Below are 16,536 nucleotides of genomic sequence, written 5' to 3'. Positions count from 1 at the left end.
GCCGAGTATTACCAGTCGCCAACGACTCCATTTCAGATAGCCGTTGTGAAAAGCGAACATTAGAGGCGACTCGTCAGCGCCTTTGCCTGCGTCATAGGTGATGCATTGAACGATTGAGTTTTTTGTTGTTCGCACAGGTCGGCACGCTGATGCGTGGCCATTCACGTTCTTGCGTGCCGCCAGCGCGCATTCTTCGAGAAGACGAATGGAAACCCCAAGCCGTGGCCGTGGACGATCGGTCGAAGTCGATTTCTTTCGCGGTGTCGTGCTGATCGTCATCGTGCTCGATCACATTCCCGGCAGCACGCTATCGCATCTGATGCTGCACGCGTACGCGTTGTGCGATTCGGCCGAGGTGTTCGTGTTTCTCGGCGGCTATGCATCGGCGGCGGCGTATACGGCGGTGCTTGCGCATCGCGGCGAACACGCGGCGCAGCTGCGCTTCGTCAAACGCTGCGGGGAAATCTATCGCGCGTATCTGTTGACGGCGATGCTGACGCTCGTGTCCGGCGCGATTCTCGCGCTGCTCGATCTGAACCGGCCGATGGTAGAAATGACCGGCTGGCCGCCGTTCGCGTTGCAGCCATGGCGTCAAGCATTCGATATCGCGCTGTTGCGCCGGCAACCGTATCTGTCCAGCGTGCTGCCGATGTACGTGCTGTTCGCGCTATGCGTGCCCGTGATGGTGCCGCTCGCGCGCCGCTCCGCATCGCTCGCGCTCGCGGTGAGCGTCGCGGTGTGGGCCGTCGCGCGGCCGCTTGCCGCGTTATTCAGCATTGACGATGTCGCCGACTGGGCTTTTAATCCGTTTGCGTGGCAACTGATGTTCGTGCTCGGTATGCTGTGCCGCGTGCAGCCGATCAGCGAACGTTTTCATGCGAGCTATGCCGCGCAGTGGCTCACGCGCGTCGCGGTGGTCGCGGTGCTTGGCTTCGCGATGGTCAAACTTTTCGTGCTGACGCAGCCATTGCCCGGCACGCACAAGCAGAATCTTTCAGTGGAACGTGTGATCAATTTCATCGTCATCGCGTGGCTCGCCGCCCAGTTCGTGCGGATGGGCAGCATCGCGTGGCTAGCGAGGCGGCTGCCCGCCGTCGTGACGGTGGGGCGCACCGGACTCGTGTGCTTCGTCACCGGCACGCTGGTGTCGTTGATCATCGACACGGCGACACCGCACACGTTTCACGGTTTTCGCGCGGTGCTGGTCGGGCTCGGCGGCGACCTCGCGGCGATCGGCGCGCTGCTGATGATCGCGCGCGGCTGGAGCGGCTGGAAAGGGCAGCAGTCGGGCGCACAGGCGAATGGCGCGGGTTGCGGATGACACGAGGCGAGCGCCGCGGGCGCATCACGACCACGATGCCCACGACGCGCAAGCTCGTTGGACTTGCAACCGTGATGAGCGTCGTCGTGCTCGCGTGGCTCGCGATGCATCGCACGGCCGCGCAGGCCAAAGAGACACCGTTCGCGATGCACTGCGCGGAGTTCGCGGGCGCGGTGCTGTCGCCCGAATTGATCGAGATGCCGACGGCCGGCGCGCTGATCGAAAGCGCGGCGATGATCGGCGCGACCGCGCCGGGCAATCAGCAGGGCGGCGAGTATTGCCGCATCACGGGCCGCATCAAGGCACTGAATCGGACGACGCCCGACATCCGCTTCGATCTGAATCTGCCGCGTCGCTGGAATGGCCGTGCGTTGCAGATCGGCGGCGGCGGGTACAACGGCGTGGTTGTCAGCGGCACCGGCGTGATGCCGTTCTCGCCGGATCGCGCGCCGCTCGCGCAAGGCTACGCGACCTTCGGTGACGACTCGGGGCATGTCGGCGATTCGTCGCTCGCGGCGTTTGGTCTCGTCGATGAAGCGGTGACGAACTTCGGCTACGCGCATCTGAAGAAAACCCATGACGTCGCGCTCGCGTTGATCGCGCACGCGTACGGCAGGCCGCCGCAGCGCATGTATTTTGCCGGCGGCTCGACGGGGGGCCGCGAAGGCTACACGGTGATGCAGCGCTTCCCCGACGACTACGACGGCGTGATCGCCAATGCGCCCGCGCTGAATTTTTCCGGCGTGCGGCTGATCGGCGTGAAGCTCGGCCAGGCCGAGTACGGGACGCCGGGCGGCTTCGTGCCGCCGGCGCTGCTCGACCGCGTCTATCAACGCACGCTCGAGGTATGCGACCGGCTCGACGGCATGGCGGACGGCATCGTCAGCGACGTCGAAGCATGTCGCGCGCACGAAGCGCAAATTGTCGATTCGCTGCGTTGCGCGCTGCGCCCTTCGTCTGACGATGCGTGTCTGACCGACGCGCAACTGGCCACCTTGCTGGCGATGCGCGACGGGCTGTCGCTGCCGTATCGGCTCGCGTGGGACGTGAGCGGCTATCGCGGCTACAACGTGTTCCAGGGCACGCAACTGACCGGCTCGCTCGGGCTCGCGCATCAGCCGCGGCGTCAACCGGTGCCGACCTTCTATGCGAACGGCTATCTGTTCGCGCAAGGCGACGGCTATCTGCGCTACTTCGTCGCGCGCGATGCGGGCTTCGATTCGTTGACGTTCGATCCGCAACGCCCCGGCAAATATCGCGCGCAACTGATCGCGCTGTCGGGCACGATCGGCTCGATGAACCCCGACCTGTCGCGTTACATCGCGCACGGCGGCAAGCTGATCACGCTGCAGGGTCTCGCCGACGAAGTGATCAGCCCGAACCAGACGATCGCATATCACGACGCGCTAGTCGCGCGTTTCGGCAAGGACGAGGTCGATCGCTTCATGCGGCTGTACATGGTGCCGGGGTTTCAGCATGGCAACGGCGTGTTCATTCCATCGGTCGATCTGCTCGGCGCGCTCGACGCGTGGGTCACGCGCGGCGTCGCACCCGAAACGCTGATGGCCACAGATCTCGCCGCGGCGACGAATGGACGCTCGCGGCCGCTGTGCCGCTATCCCGGGTTTCCGCGCTATGTCGGCAGAGGCAATGAAAATCTGGCGAGTAGTTTTGTCTGTGCGCAGCCCTGAGGTCTGAGTCGTCGCAGCGCCTGTTTGACCGGCGAGCCGCGCAAGAAAACGGCGACGCGGCAACTCGATACCGCGTCGCCCGACGAAGCCCAACAGCGGTTACTGCCCGTTCTGCATCGTGCCGTTGTTCATGCCGTTGTTCATGCCATTGCCGGTTCCGCTGCGCATGCCGTTGTTCATGTTATTACCCATGCCGCCCGTCGAACCATTGGTCGCCGGGCTATTCGGGGTCGCGCCGGTGCCGGTGCCCATGCCGCCGCCAGTGCCGGTCACACCCGGCGAACCGTAGCCGGAGCCGGTGTTGCCCGGCGTGCGGACCGAGCCGGGGCCAACGCCCGGGGTGGCCGTACCCGCTGCGCCGCCGGTCGTGCCGCCACCTGCGCCGATGCCGTTGCCGGCCCCGCCACCGCCGCTCATGCCGCCGGCAGCACCGCCACCCGCACCTCCCGCACTACCGCCGGCACCACCACCCGCACCGCCGCCCGCCTGCGCGTACACGCCGCCCGACAACGCTATCACGAGCGCGGAAGCAAAAATCGTCCGGGTCATGCGTTTCATGATTTACCTCCACGAAAAGGGTTGATGTGATGCAGGCGTCGCAAGGGGTGTGCCTTGGGGGGCTTTCACGTTGCTGAAACCTCGGCGTGAATCTGTCGAACGTGATTGCAAGCCGCGTTCCGGGCGCGCACCGCAGCACCTCGGCGTAAAAAGCCGTCGCCGCGCCGAGCCTCGGTCTGCGCCCCGACCCATCAGGGCCGAAATGTCTTGCGCCGCAGGGAAATCGCCGCTGCACGCTTTCGCACTTTCCATTACATTGCGGATGCGGCGCGTTCCTTCGCGCCGTTTCCCCTCATTCAACAGCGGTGTCTGCCATCATCGAGTCCATGCAGCCAATCGTTTCGGTCACGAATCTGTCGAAAACCTATGCCAGCGGTTTTCAGGCACTGAAGAACATCAATCTGGCGATCCACCGTGGAGAAATCTTCGCGCTGCTCGGGCCGAATGGCGCGGGCAAGACCACGCTGATCAGCATCGTCTGCGGCATCGTCAACGCGAGCGAAGGCGGCGTGACGGTGGACGGCCACGACATCGGCTCCAACTATCGCGCCGCCCGCTCGCTGATCGGCCTCGTGCCGCAGGAGTTGACCACGGACGCGTTCGAAACCGTCTGGGCCACCGTGTCGTTCAGCCGCGGCCTGTTCGGCAAGCCGAAGAACCCCGCTTACATCGAGAAAGTGCTGCGCGACCTGTCGCTATGGGAGAAGCGCGACAACAAGATCATCACGCTGTCGGGCGGCATGAAGCGGCGCGTGTTGATCGCGAAGGCGCTGTCGCACGAGCCGCGCGTGCTGTTTCTCGACGAGCCGACCGCCGGCGTCGACGTCGAGCTGCGGCGCGACATGTGGAAGCTCGTGCGCTCGCTTGCGGCGAGCGGCGTGACGATCATCCTGACCACGCATTACATCGACGAAGCCGAGGAGATGGCCGACCGCATCGGCGTGATCAACGCGGGCGAAATCATGCTGGTCGAAGAGAAGACCGAGCTGATGCGCAAGCTCGGTACGAAGCAGTTGACGCTGCAACTGGAGAGCCCCCTCGACACGGTGCCGGCTTCGCTCGCCGGCTACGGGCTCGCGGTCGCGAACGGCGGCAACGAACTGACCTACACCTATGAAGGCGAGGGCGGGCGCACCGACATCATCGCGCTGCTGAAATCGCTCGACGACGCCGGTATCCGCTTCAAGGACCTGCACACCACGCAGAGTTCTCTCGAAGACATTTTCGTCAGTCTGCTGCGGGGGAACCCATGAACATCTACGCAATGCGCGCGATCTACAAGTTCGAAATGGCGCGCACGTGGCGCACGCTGATGCAAAGCATCATCGCGCCGGTGATTTCCACGTCGCTGTACTTCGTCGTGTTCGGCTCGGCGATCGGCTCGCGTATCAAGGAAGTGGAGGGCATCAGCTACGGCGCGTTCATCGTACCGGGTCTGATCATGTTGTCGCTGCTGTCGCAAAGCGTCGCGAACGCCTCATTCGGGATTTACTTCCCGCGTTTCACGGGCACGATCTACGAGCTGCTGTCGGCGCCCGTATCGTATCTGGAGATCGTCGTCAGCTATGTGGGCGCGGCGGCCACCAAGTCGATCCTGCTCGGGCTCATCATTCTCGCGACCGCCGCGCTGTTCGTGCCGTTGCAGATCATGCATCCATTCTGGATGGTGCTGTTTCTCGTGCTGACGGCGGTCACGTTCAGTCTGCTCGGCTTCATCATCGGCATCTGGGCCGACAGCTTCGAGAAGCTGCAACTAGTGCCGCTCCTGATCGTCACGCCGCTCACGTTTCTCGGCGGCGCCTTCTATTCGGTGGACATGCTGCCGCCGTTCTGGCACGCCGTCACGCTGTTCAATCCGATCGTTTATCTGGTCAGCGGATTTCGCTGGAGTTTCTACGAGTTGGGCGACGTCGGCGTCGGCCTGAGTCTCGGCATGACACTGCTGTTCCTCGCGGTGTTCCTCGTGATCGTCGGCTGGATCTTCAGGACCGGCTATCGATTGAAAAGCTGATAAGACCGCGCGATTGGCAGAGGGCGCGACAGCGAAAAGCCGTCGCGCCCTCTTCATCGATACGCGCAGACGCCGACTACAACTACGACAGATACGCCTGCGCGACATTGATCAACTGCACGCGGTTGCGCACGTTGAACAGCTGCCGCAAGCGCCGCAGATGATAGTCGACGTTATGCGGCGACAGCCCGAGGAAATACGCGATTTCCTTGTCGCGCTGCCCCTGCACGACCGCCTTCAGCACCGCGTGCTGCAGCTTGCTCAGCGCGATGCACTGCTGCTGCGCGGGCGCGATGCCGATCACGCTTTTCGCGTGCATCCAGATGAACTCATGAATCGAGTGCGCGAACATCAGCGTTTCCGCGACGATCGATTCGGTCATCCAGCGCGGGTTGCCGATCTCCGAATTGAAGCACAGGCTCGCGCTCAGCTCGGGCTCCGGCAGCGGCATCTGCGTGAGAATCCCGCTCTTGCGGCCGGTAGCCTCCAGCATGTCGATCAGCGCGCCGAGCCGCTCGCTGCGCAGCTGCGCGCGCGGCAGATCGGCGCGCAGGTCGGCGGTATTCCACAGAAACGGCATGCCGGTCGGCGACGCGAGCGCGACGCGCGGGTCGAGCTCGAAATAGCGCTCGCGGAAATAGCGCGTGAGCCATGCCTGCGACTCGTAGCTCGTCAACACGAACATCGTCTTGTGATGCGACGACGTGCGCGTGGCGGTATAGCTGAACGAGTCGAAGCCCAATTGCCTGATGCGCTGACGCACGAACTCCATGCGGTCCTGCGCGCTGCCGAACCGTCCGAGCGGACCGATCAGCGGCGCGGAACGCCGCGCCGCGGGCGAGGGCGTGCCGATCTCTTCCTCGGTGAACAGAGTGAGAAAGCCACTGCTGCCCGCACCATTCGCGGCGCGGGGAGACATCTTCACTGCTTCAGCCGCGTGGGCTGATTTCGCGGCGTGCCGCGCGCCGGCCGGGTAAGCCGGTTGGGCGGATGCCGCTCTCGGGTGTGCTGCCGACGCGTGCCCGGCTTCGCCTTGCGGCGAGCCGGTCAGCCACTGCGGCAGCGTATCGCATTCATGTTCCATGAAACGGTAGCTCCGGCGTTCTAAACGCGTGAAAGACGACAACCTCAATGATTAGCGATTTCGTGAAATGTCGGTAGCCGGTTCCTTGCTATCATTTTTGTGATCTTGCGCTGACAGTGGACCGGCAATACGGGTACGGCGGTGTTTCTCCTTCCATACGGCACCTCCTTCGAGGGGATGTGATGGCACGAATTCCCAAGCTCACGACGACGCTCGCCTACGACCGCTACATGGCCGGCCAGCGACTCGTGTCGAGCGTGGATCGCGAGTGGCGGCATCTGGTGCTGCGCTCGTATCTCGAGCCGGTGCGGCAAGACCTGCTCGAGGCGCCCGGTTTGCGCGACTTCACGCTGATGACGCTCGCGAGCGGCGCCGAGCATCTCGAACGCAACCTCGGCGGTGCTTGGGAAAGCGCCGATATGCGCGTGAACGACCTGTGGTTCGTGCCGCCCGCGCCGATCTCGTGGCGCTGGCATTCGATCAGCGACGAGCCGTTGTCTACGTTGCACGTGCACATCGAGCGCGAATTGATCGACAGCGTCGCGCAACAGATGGGGCTCGACGCGTCGCGTGAACTGTCGCTCGGCGACGCGATGCGCTTCAACGATCCGCTGATCGCCGCGATGCTTGCCGCGCTGCATCGCGCCGCCCGCGATCCGGCCGATTCGCGTCTGTATGTCGATACGCTGGCTCACGCGCTCGCCGCGCACCTGCTGCAGCACTATTCGAGCGGCAACGACGCGCGGCGCGGCGGCGCGACGCGGCCCGAACGGCTGGTGCCGCGCCGGATCCGCCGAGTGACCGACTACATCCGCACCAATCTCGCCGAAGATCTGGCGATCGCCGAACTGGCCGAGCAGGCCGGCCTAAGCAGCTTTCATTTTGCTCGGGTGTTTCGCCGCGAGACCGGTGAGACGCCGCATCAGTTCGTGACGCGCTTGCGGCTCGAGGAAGCGGCGAGGCTGCTGCGCGCCACGGATCGAACCGTGCTGCAAATCGCGCTCGAAGTTGGCTTCGAGAATGCCAGTCATTTCTCCGTGCAGTTCAAGCGTGGCTATGGTGCGACGCCGCTCGCCTACCGGCTGCGCGGTTGAGATGCACGCCGGCTGATGCTTGCCTGCGCACGCCGTAACGGCTCGCCTTTCTACAGTCGGAATCATGCACTCGCGCAGTGTGCTTTGCATTGCGCGGCTTGCAAACTACGAACTTTCGTGGCGGCGCGCGGTGCAAACTGGCATGGCAGGTGGCGCAAGGCTTCGCGGTTCGACCGGCCGCCCGCGATCGGACGTGGTCTAACTGGACTGACCGCGGCGCCGACAACTGTATCTGTCGAAACCTTGCATCGGACGACAGAATCGAACCGCTTTTGAACCCCACATACCGGATAACGCGCCATGACCCGACTCAAGATGACCGCTTGCGGCCACGCCTTCATCGCCGAAACCCATTCCGATGCGCCGCAGACCGTGGCCGCCTTCCTGAAGCTGCTGCCGTACCGGCAGAAGCTGATCCATGTGCGCTGGAGCGGTGAGGGCTGCTGGGTGCCGCTCGGCGAATTCAAGCTCGAGAACGACGGCGTCGCGGTCGGCTTCGAGAATCACACGAGCCATCCATCGGTCGGCGACATCCTGTTCTATCCGGGCGGCTATAGCGAGACCGAGATCATCCTCGCATATGGCTCATGCTGCTTCGCGAGCAAGATGGGGCAACTCGCGGGCAATCATTTTCTGACGATCGTCGAAGGCAAGGAAAAACTGCGCGAGCTCGGCACGAAGGTGCTGTGGGAAGGCGCGCAGGAGGTGGTGTTCGAGAGGCTTTGAGCGAGCCGCATTTCCTTGCTGGGCATATGTGATGCTTGTTCCAAGAGCCGTCGGCGATCGGGCGCCAATCCGGCAGCGATCACGCAGGTGACGTACTCGACACCGTCAGGCCCGCCCGGCGAGGAGGAGCAAATGCGAGGAATAAATGACAAGGTCTGCGCTGTAGTTTTTGCCATGTCGATCGTGCTGCTCTCGGCTTGCGGCGGGGGCGGTGACGGCAGCGGCGGGTCGAGTAGCGGCGGCGGCACGGCGGCCGAGCCGCCTGGCGGCGTCAAGCTGCAGGTCGTGTCGTTCGGCGACAGCCTGTCGGACGTCGGGACTTATGCGCCGCTCGCGAGCGCGGCGGGAGGCGGGCGTTTCACGACCAATCCCGGCCAGGTGTGGGCCCAGCAGGTCGCGCAATACTACGGCGATACGCTCAGCGCCGCGTTCACGATCGATTTCACGCATAAGCTGAGTGCGCAGAGCGGCTTTGGTTACGCGGAAGGGGGCTCGACGGTGGCGACGCCGGCGAACCAGTACGACTATCTGAGCGACGTCATCGGCGACATCGAAATGCCGGTCAATCAGCAACTGTCGAGCTATCTGAGCGCTCACGGCAGCTTCAACGCCAATCAGCTCGTGCTCGTGTGGGTGGGCGCGAACGATGTGCTCCGTGCCGGCAACCTGCCCGCGGCGGCGCCGATCGTGCAGGCGGCGGCCACGACGCTCGCCCAGCTCGTCGGGCAGATCGTGCAGAACGGCGGCACGCATGTGGTGGTGATCAATCTGCCGAATATCGGGCTGTCGCCGAAGGGGCTCGCTTCGGCCGATGGTGGCGCGAACCTCACGCAGTTGTCGCAGCTTTTCAACGCTACGTTGAATACCGCGTTGCAAACCGATGGGCTGCAGTCGAAGGTGATCGAGGTCGATTCATACACGTGGACGAATCAGGTGATCGGAAGCTTTCAGGCGAACGGTTTTACCGTGTCGAATACGGGGCAGGCCTGCGATCCGAAGAAAACGCCCGATGACACCGCGCTGCTATGTTCGCCGGCGACCTATGTGAGCGCCAATGCGGATCAGACTTACATGTTCGCCGATGACTTGCATCCGACGACGCATATGCACGCGTTGTTTGCGCAGTTCGTCGAGCAGCAGATCGCGCATAGCGGGTTGGGGCGGTGAGGGAAGACTAAGGCGGGGCGCGCTATCGGCACCCCGCCCCTCAACCAGGCCGGGGTGCGCACCCCATCAGGTCATCACCTGAACAACTTCATCGCCTGCGTGAGCGTATTGATCACCCCCCAGGCAAGCGGAATCATCACATACACCCAGAACACCACGAGCATCACCTTGTTGGTCGGATGTACGGTTTGAACGGTCGACATACGGATCTCCTCACGCGCCCTTGGCGACTTGTGCATCGGTCATGTGGTGCTTCTCATCCACACGCTTGACCAGCAGGTTGCAGATAAAGCCGATTACGAGCAGCACGGCCATGATATGCACGGTCATCGTGTACGCGTCTGCTTTGGCGACACCGTTCGCGACTTCATATGCGCGGATGTAATTGACGAGCACCGGACCCGCTACACCCGCCGCCGCCCACGCGGTCAGGAGCCGTCCATGAATGCCGCCGACGAACGCCGTACCGAACATGTCGGCGAGATAGGCCGGCACCGTCGCGAAGCCGCCGCCGTACATGGACAGGATGATGCAGTACGTCAGCACGAACAGCGCGATCTGTCCGTTCGCGGCAAAGCTGGGCACCAAGTAGTAGAGCACCGCGCCGAGCACGAAGAAGATGGCGTAGGTGTTCTTGCGACCGATCCAGTCCGACGCCGACGACCACACGAAACGTCCACCCATGTTGAACAGCGACAGCAATCCGACGAAGCCGGCCGCAGCCGACGCCGTCACGGTGTTCTTGAAGCTCTCCTGGATCATCACCGAGGCCTGGCCGAGAACGCCGATCCCGGCCGTCACGTTCAGGAACAGCACGAACCAGATCAGATAGAACTGCGGTGTTTTCAACGCCTGATCGATATGCACATGGTTGCGCGAGATCAGCCGGTGCTGCGTGACTTCGGGCGGTGTCCAGCCGGCCGGCTTCCAGTCGGCGGGCGGCACACGGATCGCGAGCGCGCCGATCGTCATCGAGATGAAGTAGACGATGCCGAGCACGATGAAGGTCTCCGCGACGCCCACGCTCGTTGCGCTATGAAAGTGGTTCATCAGCGCGACCGACAACGGCGCCGCGATCATCGCGCCGCCACCGAAGCCCATGATCGCCATGCCTGTCGCCATGCCGCGGCGGTCCGGGAACCAGCGGATCAGCGTCGACACCGGCGACACATAACCGAGACCCAGCCCGATCCCGCCGATCACGCCGTAACCGAGATATAGCAGCACGATCTGATGCAGATAGACGCCGAGCGCGGCCACCAGGAACCCGCCGCCGAAACAGCATGCTGCCGTGAACATGGTGCGGCGCGGACCGACGTGTTCGAGCCATTTGCCCGCGAATGCCGCCGACAAACCGAGGAACACGATCGCGAGCGAAAAGATCCAGCCGAGCGCGGTCAGCGACCAGTCATCGGGCGCGGACTGCGTGATGCCGATCACTTTGGTCAGCGGTCCGTTGAATACCGAGAACGCATAGGCCTGACCGATGCACAGATGCACGGCGAGCGCCGCGGGGGGCACCATCCAGCGCGAAAAGCCGGGCTGTGCGACGGTGGCCTGTTTGGAAAAAAATGGGGCTGAACGTCGTTGGCCGCCCGGCTCGCTGATGCTACTCATAAGTGGGTCTCCTTACAGTTGTTCTGTTTATCGGCGCTTCGTGCATTTACCTTGAGGCGGCGGAGTGTAACTTTGCGCAGGCCGTCGCGTCATCGCTATATGTACTTTTATTTCATAAGATCCGGATCCACGCACCCAAAATCGTGCCTGGCTCGAACAATAGGACGTGAACGATGGCTCCGCAATATGAAGCACGCGGACATAAGGTGTGAACCTGGTGAAACGCGGATATTCTTCACGCGATCGTGCAAATCGTGGGACGCTCGGAGCCGGTTGCTCCGTACTTCCGACTAGAGCCACTATGCAAATTCGCCAATAAGCGAGCCGCGCACGACGCGCGGCACAAAAAGAAACGGGCCGGCGCGGCTTCTTCGCCGCGCCGGCCCGTCGTGTATCGACGGCGAGTTCCGCCGGTGTCAATCGATCTTGCGCCCGGTCTTCATGCGTGCTGCAACGAGTACCGAAATCAGACAGCCGATCGCCAGATACGCGGCCACCGGATGCCACGAGCCGCCCGCCAAGCTGACCAGCGCGACCGCGATGAACGGCGTGAAGCCGCCGCCGACCACGCTCGCCACCTGATAGCCGACACCGGCGCCGCTATAGCGGTACTCGGTGCCGAACAGCTCGGTGAACATCGGCTGCTGGACGCTGACGACCATGTCGTGCGCGATGTTGGCAAGCATCACCGCGAACACGACGATCCATACTGTCGAACGCGCTTCGAGCGCGAGGAAGAACGGCACCGCGCTGAACACGCCGACCAGCGCGCCGATCATATAGATGCGACGGCGGCCGAAGCGATCCGCGAGCCACGCGAAGCACGGAATCGTCACGCAGCTGAGCGCGCCGACGACGAAGCCGATCGTCAGGAAAAACTCGCGCGGCATGTGCAGGTTCGTGGTCGAGTAGCTCAGCGCGAACGCGGTCACGATGTACATCGTGAACAGCTCGGCGAGCCTCAGCGCGATGATCAGCAGGAAGGCCGTCGGATGGCGCAGCAGCGCTTCGACGATCGGCAGGCGCACGCGGCGCTCGCCATGCTGGCCGACTTTCTCGACGAACTCCCGAGATTCCTCCATGCTCGAGCGGATCCACAGCGCGATCAGCACCAGTACGACGCTGAACAGAAACGGCAGACGCCAGCCCCAGCTGAGGAACGCGGCGTTGTCCATCGAGCGGCTGATCAGCGCGACGAGTCCCGTCGACAGCACGAGCCCGACGCCGTAGCCGACCTGCACGCCGCTGCTGTAGAACGCCTTCTTTTTCTCGGGCGCGCTCTCGACGGCCATCAACGCTGCGCCGCCCCATTCGCCGCCGACCGCAAAGCCCTGGATCGCGCGCAGCGTGACGAGCAGCACCGGCGCCAACCAGCCGATCGTCGAGAACGCCGGCAGCAGACCGATCGCGGCCGTCGACAGACCCATCATCATCACGGTGAGCACGAGCATGCGCTTGCGTCCGAGCCGGTCGCCGTAATGGCCGAACACGAAACCGCCGAGCGGCCGGAACAGAAAGCCGACGCCGAAGGTCGCGAACGCGGCAAGCGTGCCCATCGCCGGGCCGACGTTCGGGAAGAACTCGGCGTTGAACACGAGCGCGGCGACGATGCCGTACAACAGGAAGTCGTACCAGTCGACCACGGCGCCGATAAAGCTGCCGAGCGCGGCCTTGCGAGCCTGACTGCGCGCATTGCGGTGAGTGGCCACTGTGGCTTGCGGATGGGCGGTGCTCATCGAGTCTCCTTCAATGTGATATGTGCTTTAATCGATCGCGCCGCCCGGGCAAGGCTTTCGACGCGATCGATCCGCGGAGGGAATGTCCGGAAGGTTAATGACGCGACCCGGAATCCACAATCGGCGTGATGGAGAAAATGCGCGATGATCGCACGCGGCTGCGCGAATAGCGCGCGTTTTGCGTGTTTACACCGAGCGCCACGGAGAACCGTCGCGGGGAATGATGTGTACGAACCCACGCAGCGCGCAGCGTGCTAACGTGAAAGTAATCTTAAAAACAACATGTATTGATATACTACATACCGAATATTGAAAAATGCGGCGTTGCAGCATATGATTGAGGGATCAATCTTCTCAATCATCCGGAGTTACACGTGGAATTCGTGCCTCTTGCGCTGTTCGCCATGGCCGTCGTTGGGTTGGGCTGTGCCGCCACCGTTCTGCTGACCGACTGGATTCCCGAATCGGTCGCTGCGCCTGCATCGCAACATGGCCGCTTCGTGGGTCTGGGCGAGCAGCGCGGCAAAACGGCGGCGCCGAATCGCGCGCGTGTTCAAGCAGAGGCGATGAATGTCGTCAGAACTTCCAACTGAAACAGTGGCCACCCCGTTGACCCTGTCGTTGCAGCCAATCGGCGCGAGCGCGAGCTTGCGCGATCAGGCTTATGCGATGCTCCGTCAGGCAATCGCCGACGCGGATATCTACCAGAATCGCGAAGAAATCCGTCTCGACGAGCGCGTGCTCAGCGAATCGCTCGGCGTGAGCCGCACGCCGGTGCGCGAAGCGATGACGCTGCTCGAGCAGGAAGGTTTCCTGCGCATGGTGCCGCGGCGTGGCATCTACATCGTGCGCAAGAGCAAACGCGAAATCGTCGAGATGATCCAGATGTGGGCCGCGCTCGAAAGCATGGCCGCGCGGCTCGCCACGCTGCACGCGACCGACGAGGAAATCGGCCGCTTGCGCCATATGTTCGACAATTTCCGCGACACGACGCCGGCCGAGCATATCGCCGAGTATTCGGACGCGAACATCGCGTTTCATCAAGCGATCGTCGAGCTGTCGAAGTCGCAGATCATTCTCGACACGATCAAGAACATCTTCATCCACGTGCGCGCGATCCGGCGCATGACCATCTCGCAGAGCGACCGGGCCGCGCGCTCCATCGTCGATCATCTGCGCATCATCGAGGCGCTCGAAAAGCGCGATACCGAACTCGCCGAGCGGCTCACGCGCCAGCATTCGCTCGATCTCGCGGCGTTCGTCGAAGCCAATTGCGATTTCCTCGATTGATGTCGGCGTAGACGCTGCCTGGCTGCTGATTGCGACAAGCCCGCGTGTGCATGCACCGCGGGCTTTTTTGCGTGCGCGCACTTCGAGCGATGCGCAGGTCGCGCGGCGGCGAACGGCAAACAAAACGAGGTCGCCGCCGCGCTGCGGGATAAACCTTGCTTGACGGTCCTGAAAATATGGTATGTGATATATCAACAGCGACCGGTGTAAGCACGACCTGGTGTTTTCCCTCGAGATGACTGCCGCAGAGCCTTGTAGATTCGGCGCAAAGCTGCGGCTGGCAAGCTCGAGCAGCACAAACTTCGCGCCGTCTATGTCTCGAAATTGGCCTTGAAGGAATGTGATATATCACATACGGTATCTTCGAAGCCGTGAGACGTCGGTGCAACCGGACGTATACCGAAGCGGACGCGTCCGTCGATAACCGTTGCACATCCGATTGATGAGGAGATGACCATGTCTGCAGTTGTTTCATCCCTGAGTCCGGCCACGGCCACCACGACCGCCGACGACACGCTCAAGCAGAAGACCCGCGAATCGGGCGTCGTGTCAGGCGGCCATCTGGTCGCAAAGGCGCTGAAAAACGAGGGGGTCGACACGATCTTCACGCTGTGCGGCGGCCACATCATCGATATCTACGACGGCTGCGTCGACGAAGGCATCCGCATCATCGACGTGCGCCACGAGCAGGTCGCCGCGCACGCGGCCGACGGCTACGCGCGCCAGACCGGCAAGCTCGGCTGCGTGGTGACGACCGCCGGCCCCGGCTGCACGAACGCGGTGACCGGCATCGCGACCGCGTTCCGCTCGGAAAGCCCGATCCTGCACATCGGCGGGCAGGGCGCGCTGACGCAGCACAAGATGGGCTCGCTGCAGGACCTGCCGCACGTCGACATCATGGCGCCGATCACGAAGTTCGCCGCGAGCGTGTCGAGTACCGAGCGCGTGGCGGACATGATCTCGATGGCCGCGCGCGAATGCTTCAACGGCGCGCCCGGTCCCGCCTACCTGGAAATTCCGCGCGACGTGCTCGACCGCGAAGTCGAGGCGACGCGCGCGGTCGTGCCACAGCCGGGCCGCTATCGCGCGTCGACGAAATCGATCGGTGACCCGCGCGACATCGAGAAACTGGCGGACGTTCTCGTCGATGCGGAACGCCCCGCGATCCTGTATGGCCAGCAGGTGTGGACCGCGCGCGGTCACGAGGAAGCGATCGCGCTGCTGCGCGGCATCGAGATTCCCGGCTATTTCAACGGAGCGAGCCGCGGGCTGCTGCCGCCGGGCGATCCGCATCATTTCGATCGTACGCGTTCGCAGGCGTTTGCGAATGCCGACGTGCTGATCGTGGTCGGCACGCCGTTCGATTTCCGCATGGGTTACGGCCGACGCATCAGCAAGGAATTGACGCTGGTGCAGATCGATATGGACTATCGAACCGTCGGCAAGAATCGCGATATCGATCTGGGCCTGGTCGGCGATCCGGGCGCGATCCTCGCCGCGGTGTTGCAGGCCGCGAGCGGTCGTATCAAGGACGACAAGCGTCAGGCGCGCCGCAAATGGATGGCGCAGTTGCGCGACGCCGAAGCGAGCGCGACCGAAAAACTGATGCCGCTGTTCCGCTCGAACAGCACGCCGATTCATCCGTATCGCGTGGCGTACGAACTCAACGAGTTCCTGTCCGACGACACCGTCTATATCGGCGACGGCGGCGACGTCGTGACGATCTCCGCGCAAGCGGTGCGCCCACGCCGCCCCGGCCAGTGGATGGACCCCGGCGCGCTCGGCTCGCTCGGTGTCGGCACCGGCTTCGCGCTGGCGGCGAAGCTCGCCCATCCGCACAAGGAAGTGCTCTGCTATTACGGCGACGGCTCGTTCGGCATGACCGCGTTCGACATGGAAACCGCGAACCGCTTCGGCGCACCGTATCTCGCGGTGATCGGCAACAACTCGGCGATGAACCAGATCCGCTACGGCCAGCTTGCCAAATACGGCGAAGAACGCGGCAACGTCGGCAATCTGCTCGGCGACGTGCCGTTCAGCAAATTCGCCGAAATGCTCGGCGGCTATGGCGAAGAAGTGCGCGATCCCGCGCAGATCGCGAGCGCGCTACAGCGTGCGCGCGAAGCGATTCATCGCACCGGCCGCTCGGCGGTGGTCAACATCTGGGTCGACCCGCGCGAGTACGCACCGGGCACGAAGAACCAGACCATGTACAAATAACCCTCATCGTTCAGGAGATAC

Annotated in this window: 15 protein-coding genes; 10 read left to right on the top strand and 5 right to left on the bottom strand. The window is 63.3% G+C overall.

The window, feature by feature from the left end; translation table 11 throughout:
* Positions 1–205: 205 nt before the first annotated feature.
* Positions 206–1,321 carry an OpgC domain-containing protein gene (locus HDG39_RS28250; RefSeq protein WP_184010640.1) on the top strand — a complete coding sequence of 372 codons (1,116 nt, stop codon included), beginning with the start codon at positions 206–208 and terminating at the stop codon, positions 1,319–1,321.
* A complete protein-coding gene (locus tag HDG39_RS28245; RefSeq protein WP_184010638.1) occupies positions 1,318–3,012 on the top strand; it encodes a tannase/feruloyl esterase family alpha/beta hydrolase in 1,695 nt (564 codons plus the stop codon). The genes HDG39_RS28250 and HDG39_RS28245 overlap by 4 nt, the downstream gene beginning before the upstream one ends.
* 99 nt (positions 3,013–3,111) lie before the next feature.
* Here HDG39_RS28245 and HDG39_RS28240 read toward each other — a convergent pair whose 3' ends face one another.
* Positions 3,112–3,570, bottom strand: coding sequence for a hypothetical protein (locus HDG39_RS28240; RefSeq protein WP_184010637.1), 459 nt, complete (start codon positions 3,568–3,570; stop codon positions 3,112–3,114).
* Positions 3,571–3,896: 326 nt separating this feature from the next.
* Between HDG39_RS28240 and HDG39_RS28235 the strand changes: the two genes are divergently transcribed.
* Positions 3,897–4,823 (top strand): ABC transporter ATP-binding protein, encoded by a 927-nt coding sequence (locus HDG39_RS28235; RefSeq protein ID WP_090810431.1) that lies wholly within the window; start codon positions 3,897–3,899, stop codon positions 4,821–4,823.
* A complete protein-coding gene (locus tag HDG39_RS28230; RefSeq protein ID WP_184010635.1) occupies positions 4,820–5,581 on the top strand; it encodes an ABC transporter permease in 762 nt (253 codons plus the stop codon). The genes HDG39_RS28235 and HDG39_RS28230 overlap by 4 nt, the downstream gene beginning before the upstream one ends.
* A gap of 82 nt (positions 5,582–5,663) precedes the next feature.
* On the opposite strand, the gene HDG39_RS28225 is transcribed toward HDG39_RS28230, so the two are convergent.
* Positions 5,664–6,665: a helix-turn-helix transcriptional regulator gene (locus HDG39_RS28225; protein WP_184010633.1), complete on the bottom strand. Its 1,002-nt coding sequence runs from the start codon at positions 6,663–6,665 to the stop codon at positions 5,664–5,666.
* 182 nt (positions 6,666–6,847) lie between these two features.
* On the opposite strand from HDG39_RS28225, the gene HDG39_RS28220 reads away from it, so the two are divergent.
* The 3 genes from HDG39_RS28220 to HDG39_RS28210 all read left to right on the top strand — a co-directional run bounded on the left by HDG39_RS28220 (position 6,848) and on the right by HDG39_RS28210 (position 9,652).
* Positions 6,848–7,759, top strand: coding sequence for an AraC family transcriptional regulator (locus HDG39_RS28220; RefSeq protein WP_184010631.1), 912 nt, complete (start codon positions 6,848–6,850; stop codon positions 7,757–7,759).
* A 300-nt stretch (positions 7,760–8,059) separates the two neighbouring features.
* Positions 8,060–8,485 carry a DUF3830 family protein gene (locus tag HDG39_RS28215; protein WP_184010629.1) on the top strand — a complete coding sequence of 142 codons (426 nt, stop codon included), beginning with the start codon at positions 8,060–8,062 and terminating at the stop codon, positions 8,483–8,485.
* 132 nt (positions 8,486–8,617) lie between these two features.
* Positions 8,618–9,652: an SGNH/GDSL hydrolase family protein gene (locus tag HDG39_RS28210; protein ID WP_184010627.1), complete on the top strand. Its 1,035-nt coding sequence runs from the start codon at positions 8,618–8,620 to the stop codon at positions 9,650–9,652.
* Between the two features lie 74 nt (positions 9,653–9,726).
* Here HDG39_RS28210 and HDG39_RS28205 read toward each other — a convergent pair whose 3' ends face one another.
* The 3 genes from HDG39_RS28205 to shiA all read right to left on the bottom strand — a co-directional run bounded on the left by HDG39_RS28205 (position 9,727) and on the right by shiA (position 13,005).
* Positions 9,727–9,855: an MFS transporter small subunit gene (locus HDG39_RS28205; RefSeq protein ID WP_184010625.1), complete on the bottom strand. Its 129-nt coding sequence runs from the start codon at positions 9,853–9,855 to the stop codon at positions 9,727–9,729.
* A 10-nt stretch (positions 9,856–9,865) separates the two neighbouring features.
* Positions 9,866–11,269 carry an L-lactate MFS transporter gene (locus HDG39_RS28200; protein ID WP_184010623.1) on the bottom strand — a complete coding sequence of 468 codons (1,404 nt, stop codon included), beginning with the start codon at positions 11,267–11,269 and terminating at the stop codon, positions 9,866–9,868.
* A 416-nt stretch (positions 11,270–11,685) separates the two neighbouring features.
* Entirely contained in the window at positions 11,686–13,005 is a 1,320-nt protein-coding gene (shiA, locus tag HDG39_RS28195; protein ID WP_184010621.1) for a shikimate transporter, read from the bottom strand.
* A 374-nt stretch (positions 13,006–13,379) separates the two neighbouring features.
* On the opposite strand from shiA, the gene HDG39_RS28190 reads away from it, so the two are divergent.
* From HDG39_RS28190 to HDG39_RS28180, 3 genes are all read left to right on the top strand, one after another.
* Positions 13,380–13,598 carry a hypothetical protein gene (locus HDG39_RS28190; RefSeq protein ID WP_184010619.1) on the top strand — a complete coding sequence of 73 codons (219 nt, stop codon included), beginning with the start codon at positions 13,380–13,382 and terminating at the stop codon, positions 13,596–13,598.
* Positions 13,576–14,295 carry a GntR family transcriptional regulator gene (locus HDG39_RS28185; protein ID WP_013091210.1) on the top strand — a complete coding sequence of 240 codons (720 nt, stop codon included), beginning with the start codon at positions 13,576–13,578 and terminating at the stop codon, positions 14,293–14,295. The genes HDG39_RS28190 and HDG39_RS28185 overlap by 23 nt, the downstream gene beginning before the upstream one ends.
* Positions 14,296–14,751: 456 nt before the next feature.
* Entirely contained in the window at positions 14,752–16,515 is a 1,764-nt protein-coding gene (locus HDG39_RS28180) for a thiamine pyrophosphate-binding protein (protein WP_184010617.1), read from the top strand.
* Positions 16,516–16,536: the final 21 nt, after the last annotated feature.

The sequence above is a fragment of the Paraburkholderia lebeckiae genome (assembly GCF_014201005.1).
Classification (GTDB): Bacteria; Pseudomonadota; Gammaproteobacteria; order Burkholderiales; family Burkholderiaceae; genus Paraburkholderia; species Paraburkholderia tuberum.
Note: the sequence above shows the minus strand (reverse complement) of the source record. Positions and strands in the feature narration are given on the sequence as shown.

Bases quoted from the DNA above. Each gene is read 5' to 3' on its own strand.
- HDG39_RS28250 (WP_184010640.1), top strand. From the start codon at position 206: ATGGAAACCCCAAGCCGTGGCCGTGGACGATCGGTCGAAGTCGATTTC.
- HDG39_RS28245 (WP_184010638.1), top strand. From the start codon at position 1,318: ATGACACGAGGCGAGCGCCGCGGGCGCATCACGACCACGATGCCCACG.
- HDG39_RS28240 (WP_184010637.1), bottom strand. From the start codon at position 3,570: ATGAAACGCATGACCCGGACGATTTTTGCTTCCGCGCTCGTGATAGCG.
- HDG39_RS28235 (WP_090810431.1), top strand. From the start codon at position 3,897: ATGCAGCCAATCGTTTCGGTCACGAATCTGTCGAAAACCTATGCCAGC.
- HDG39_RS28230 (WP_184010635.1), top strand. From the start codon at position 4,820: ATGAACATCTACGCAATGCGCGCGATCTACAAGTTCGAAATGGCGCGC.
- HDG39_RS28225 (WP_184010633.1), bottom strand. From the start codon at position 6,665: ATGGAACATGAATGCGATACGCTGCCGCAGTGGCTGACCGGCTCGCCG.
- HDG39_RS28220 (WP_184010631.1), top strand. From the start codon at position 6,848: ATGGCACGAATTCCCAAGCTCACGACGACGCTCGCCTACGACCGCTAC.
- HDG39_RS28215 (WP_184010629.1), top strand. From the start codon at position 8,060: ATGACCCGACTCAAGATGACCGCTTGCGGCCACGCCTTCATCGCCGAA.
- HDG39_RS28210 (WP_184010627.1), top strand. From the start codon at position 8,618: ATGCGAGGAATAAATGACAAGGTCTGCGCTGTAGTTTTTGCCATGTCG.
- HDG39_RS28205 (WP_184010625.1), bottom strand. From the start codon at position 9,855: ATGTCGACCGTTCAAACCGTACATCCGACCAACAAGGTGATGCTCGTG.
- HDG39_RS28200 (WP_184010623.1), bottom strand. From the start codon at position 11,269: ATGAGTAGCATCAGCGAGCCGGGCGGCCAACGACGTTCAGCCCCATTT.
- shiA (WP_184010621.1), bottom strand. From the start codon at position 13,005: ATGAGCACCGCCCATCCGCAAGCCACAGTGGCCACTCACCGCAATGCG.
- HDG39_RS28185 (WP_013091210.1), top strand. From the start codon at position 13,576: ATGTCGTCAGAACTTCCAACTGAAACAGTGGCCACCCCGTTGACCCTG.
- HDG39_RS28180 (WP_184010617.1), top strand. From the start codon at position 14,752: ATGTCTGCAGTTGTTTCATCCCTGAGTCCGGCCACGGCCACCACGACC.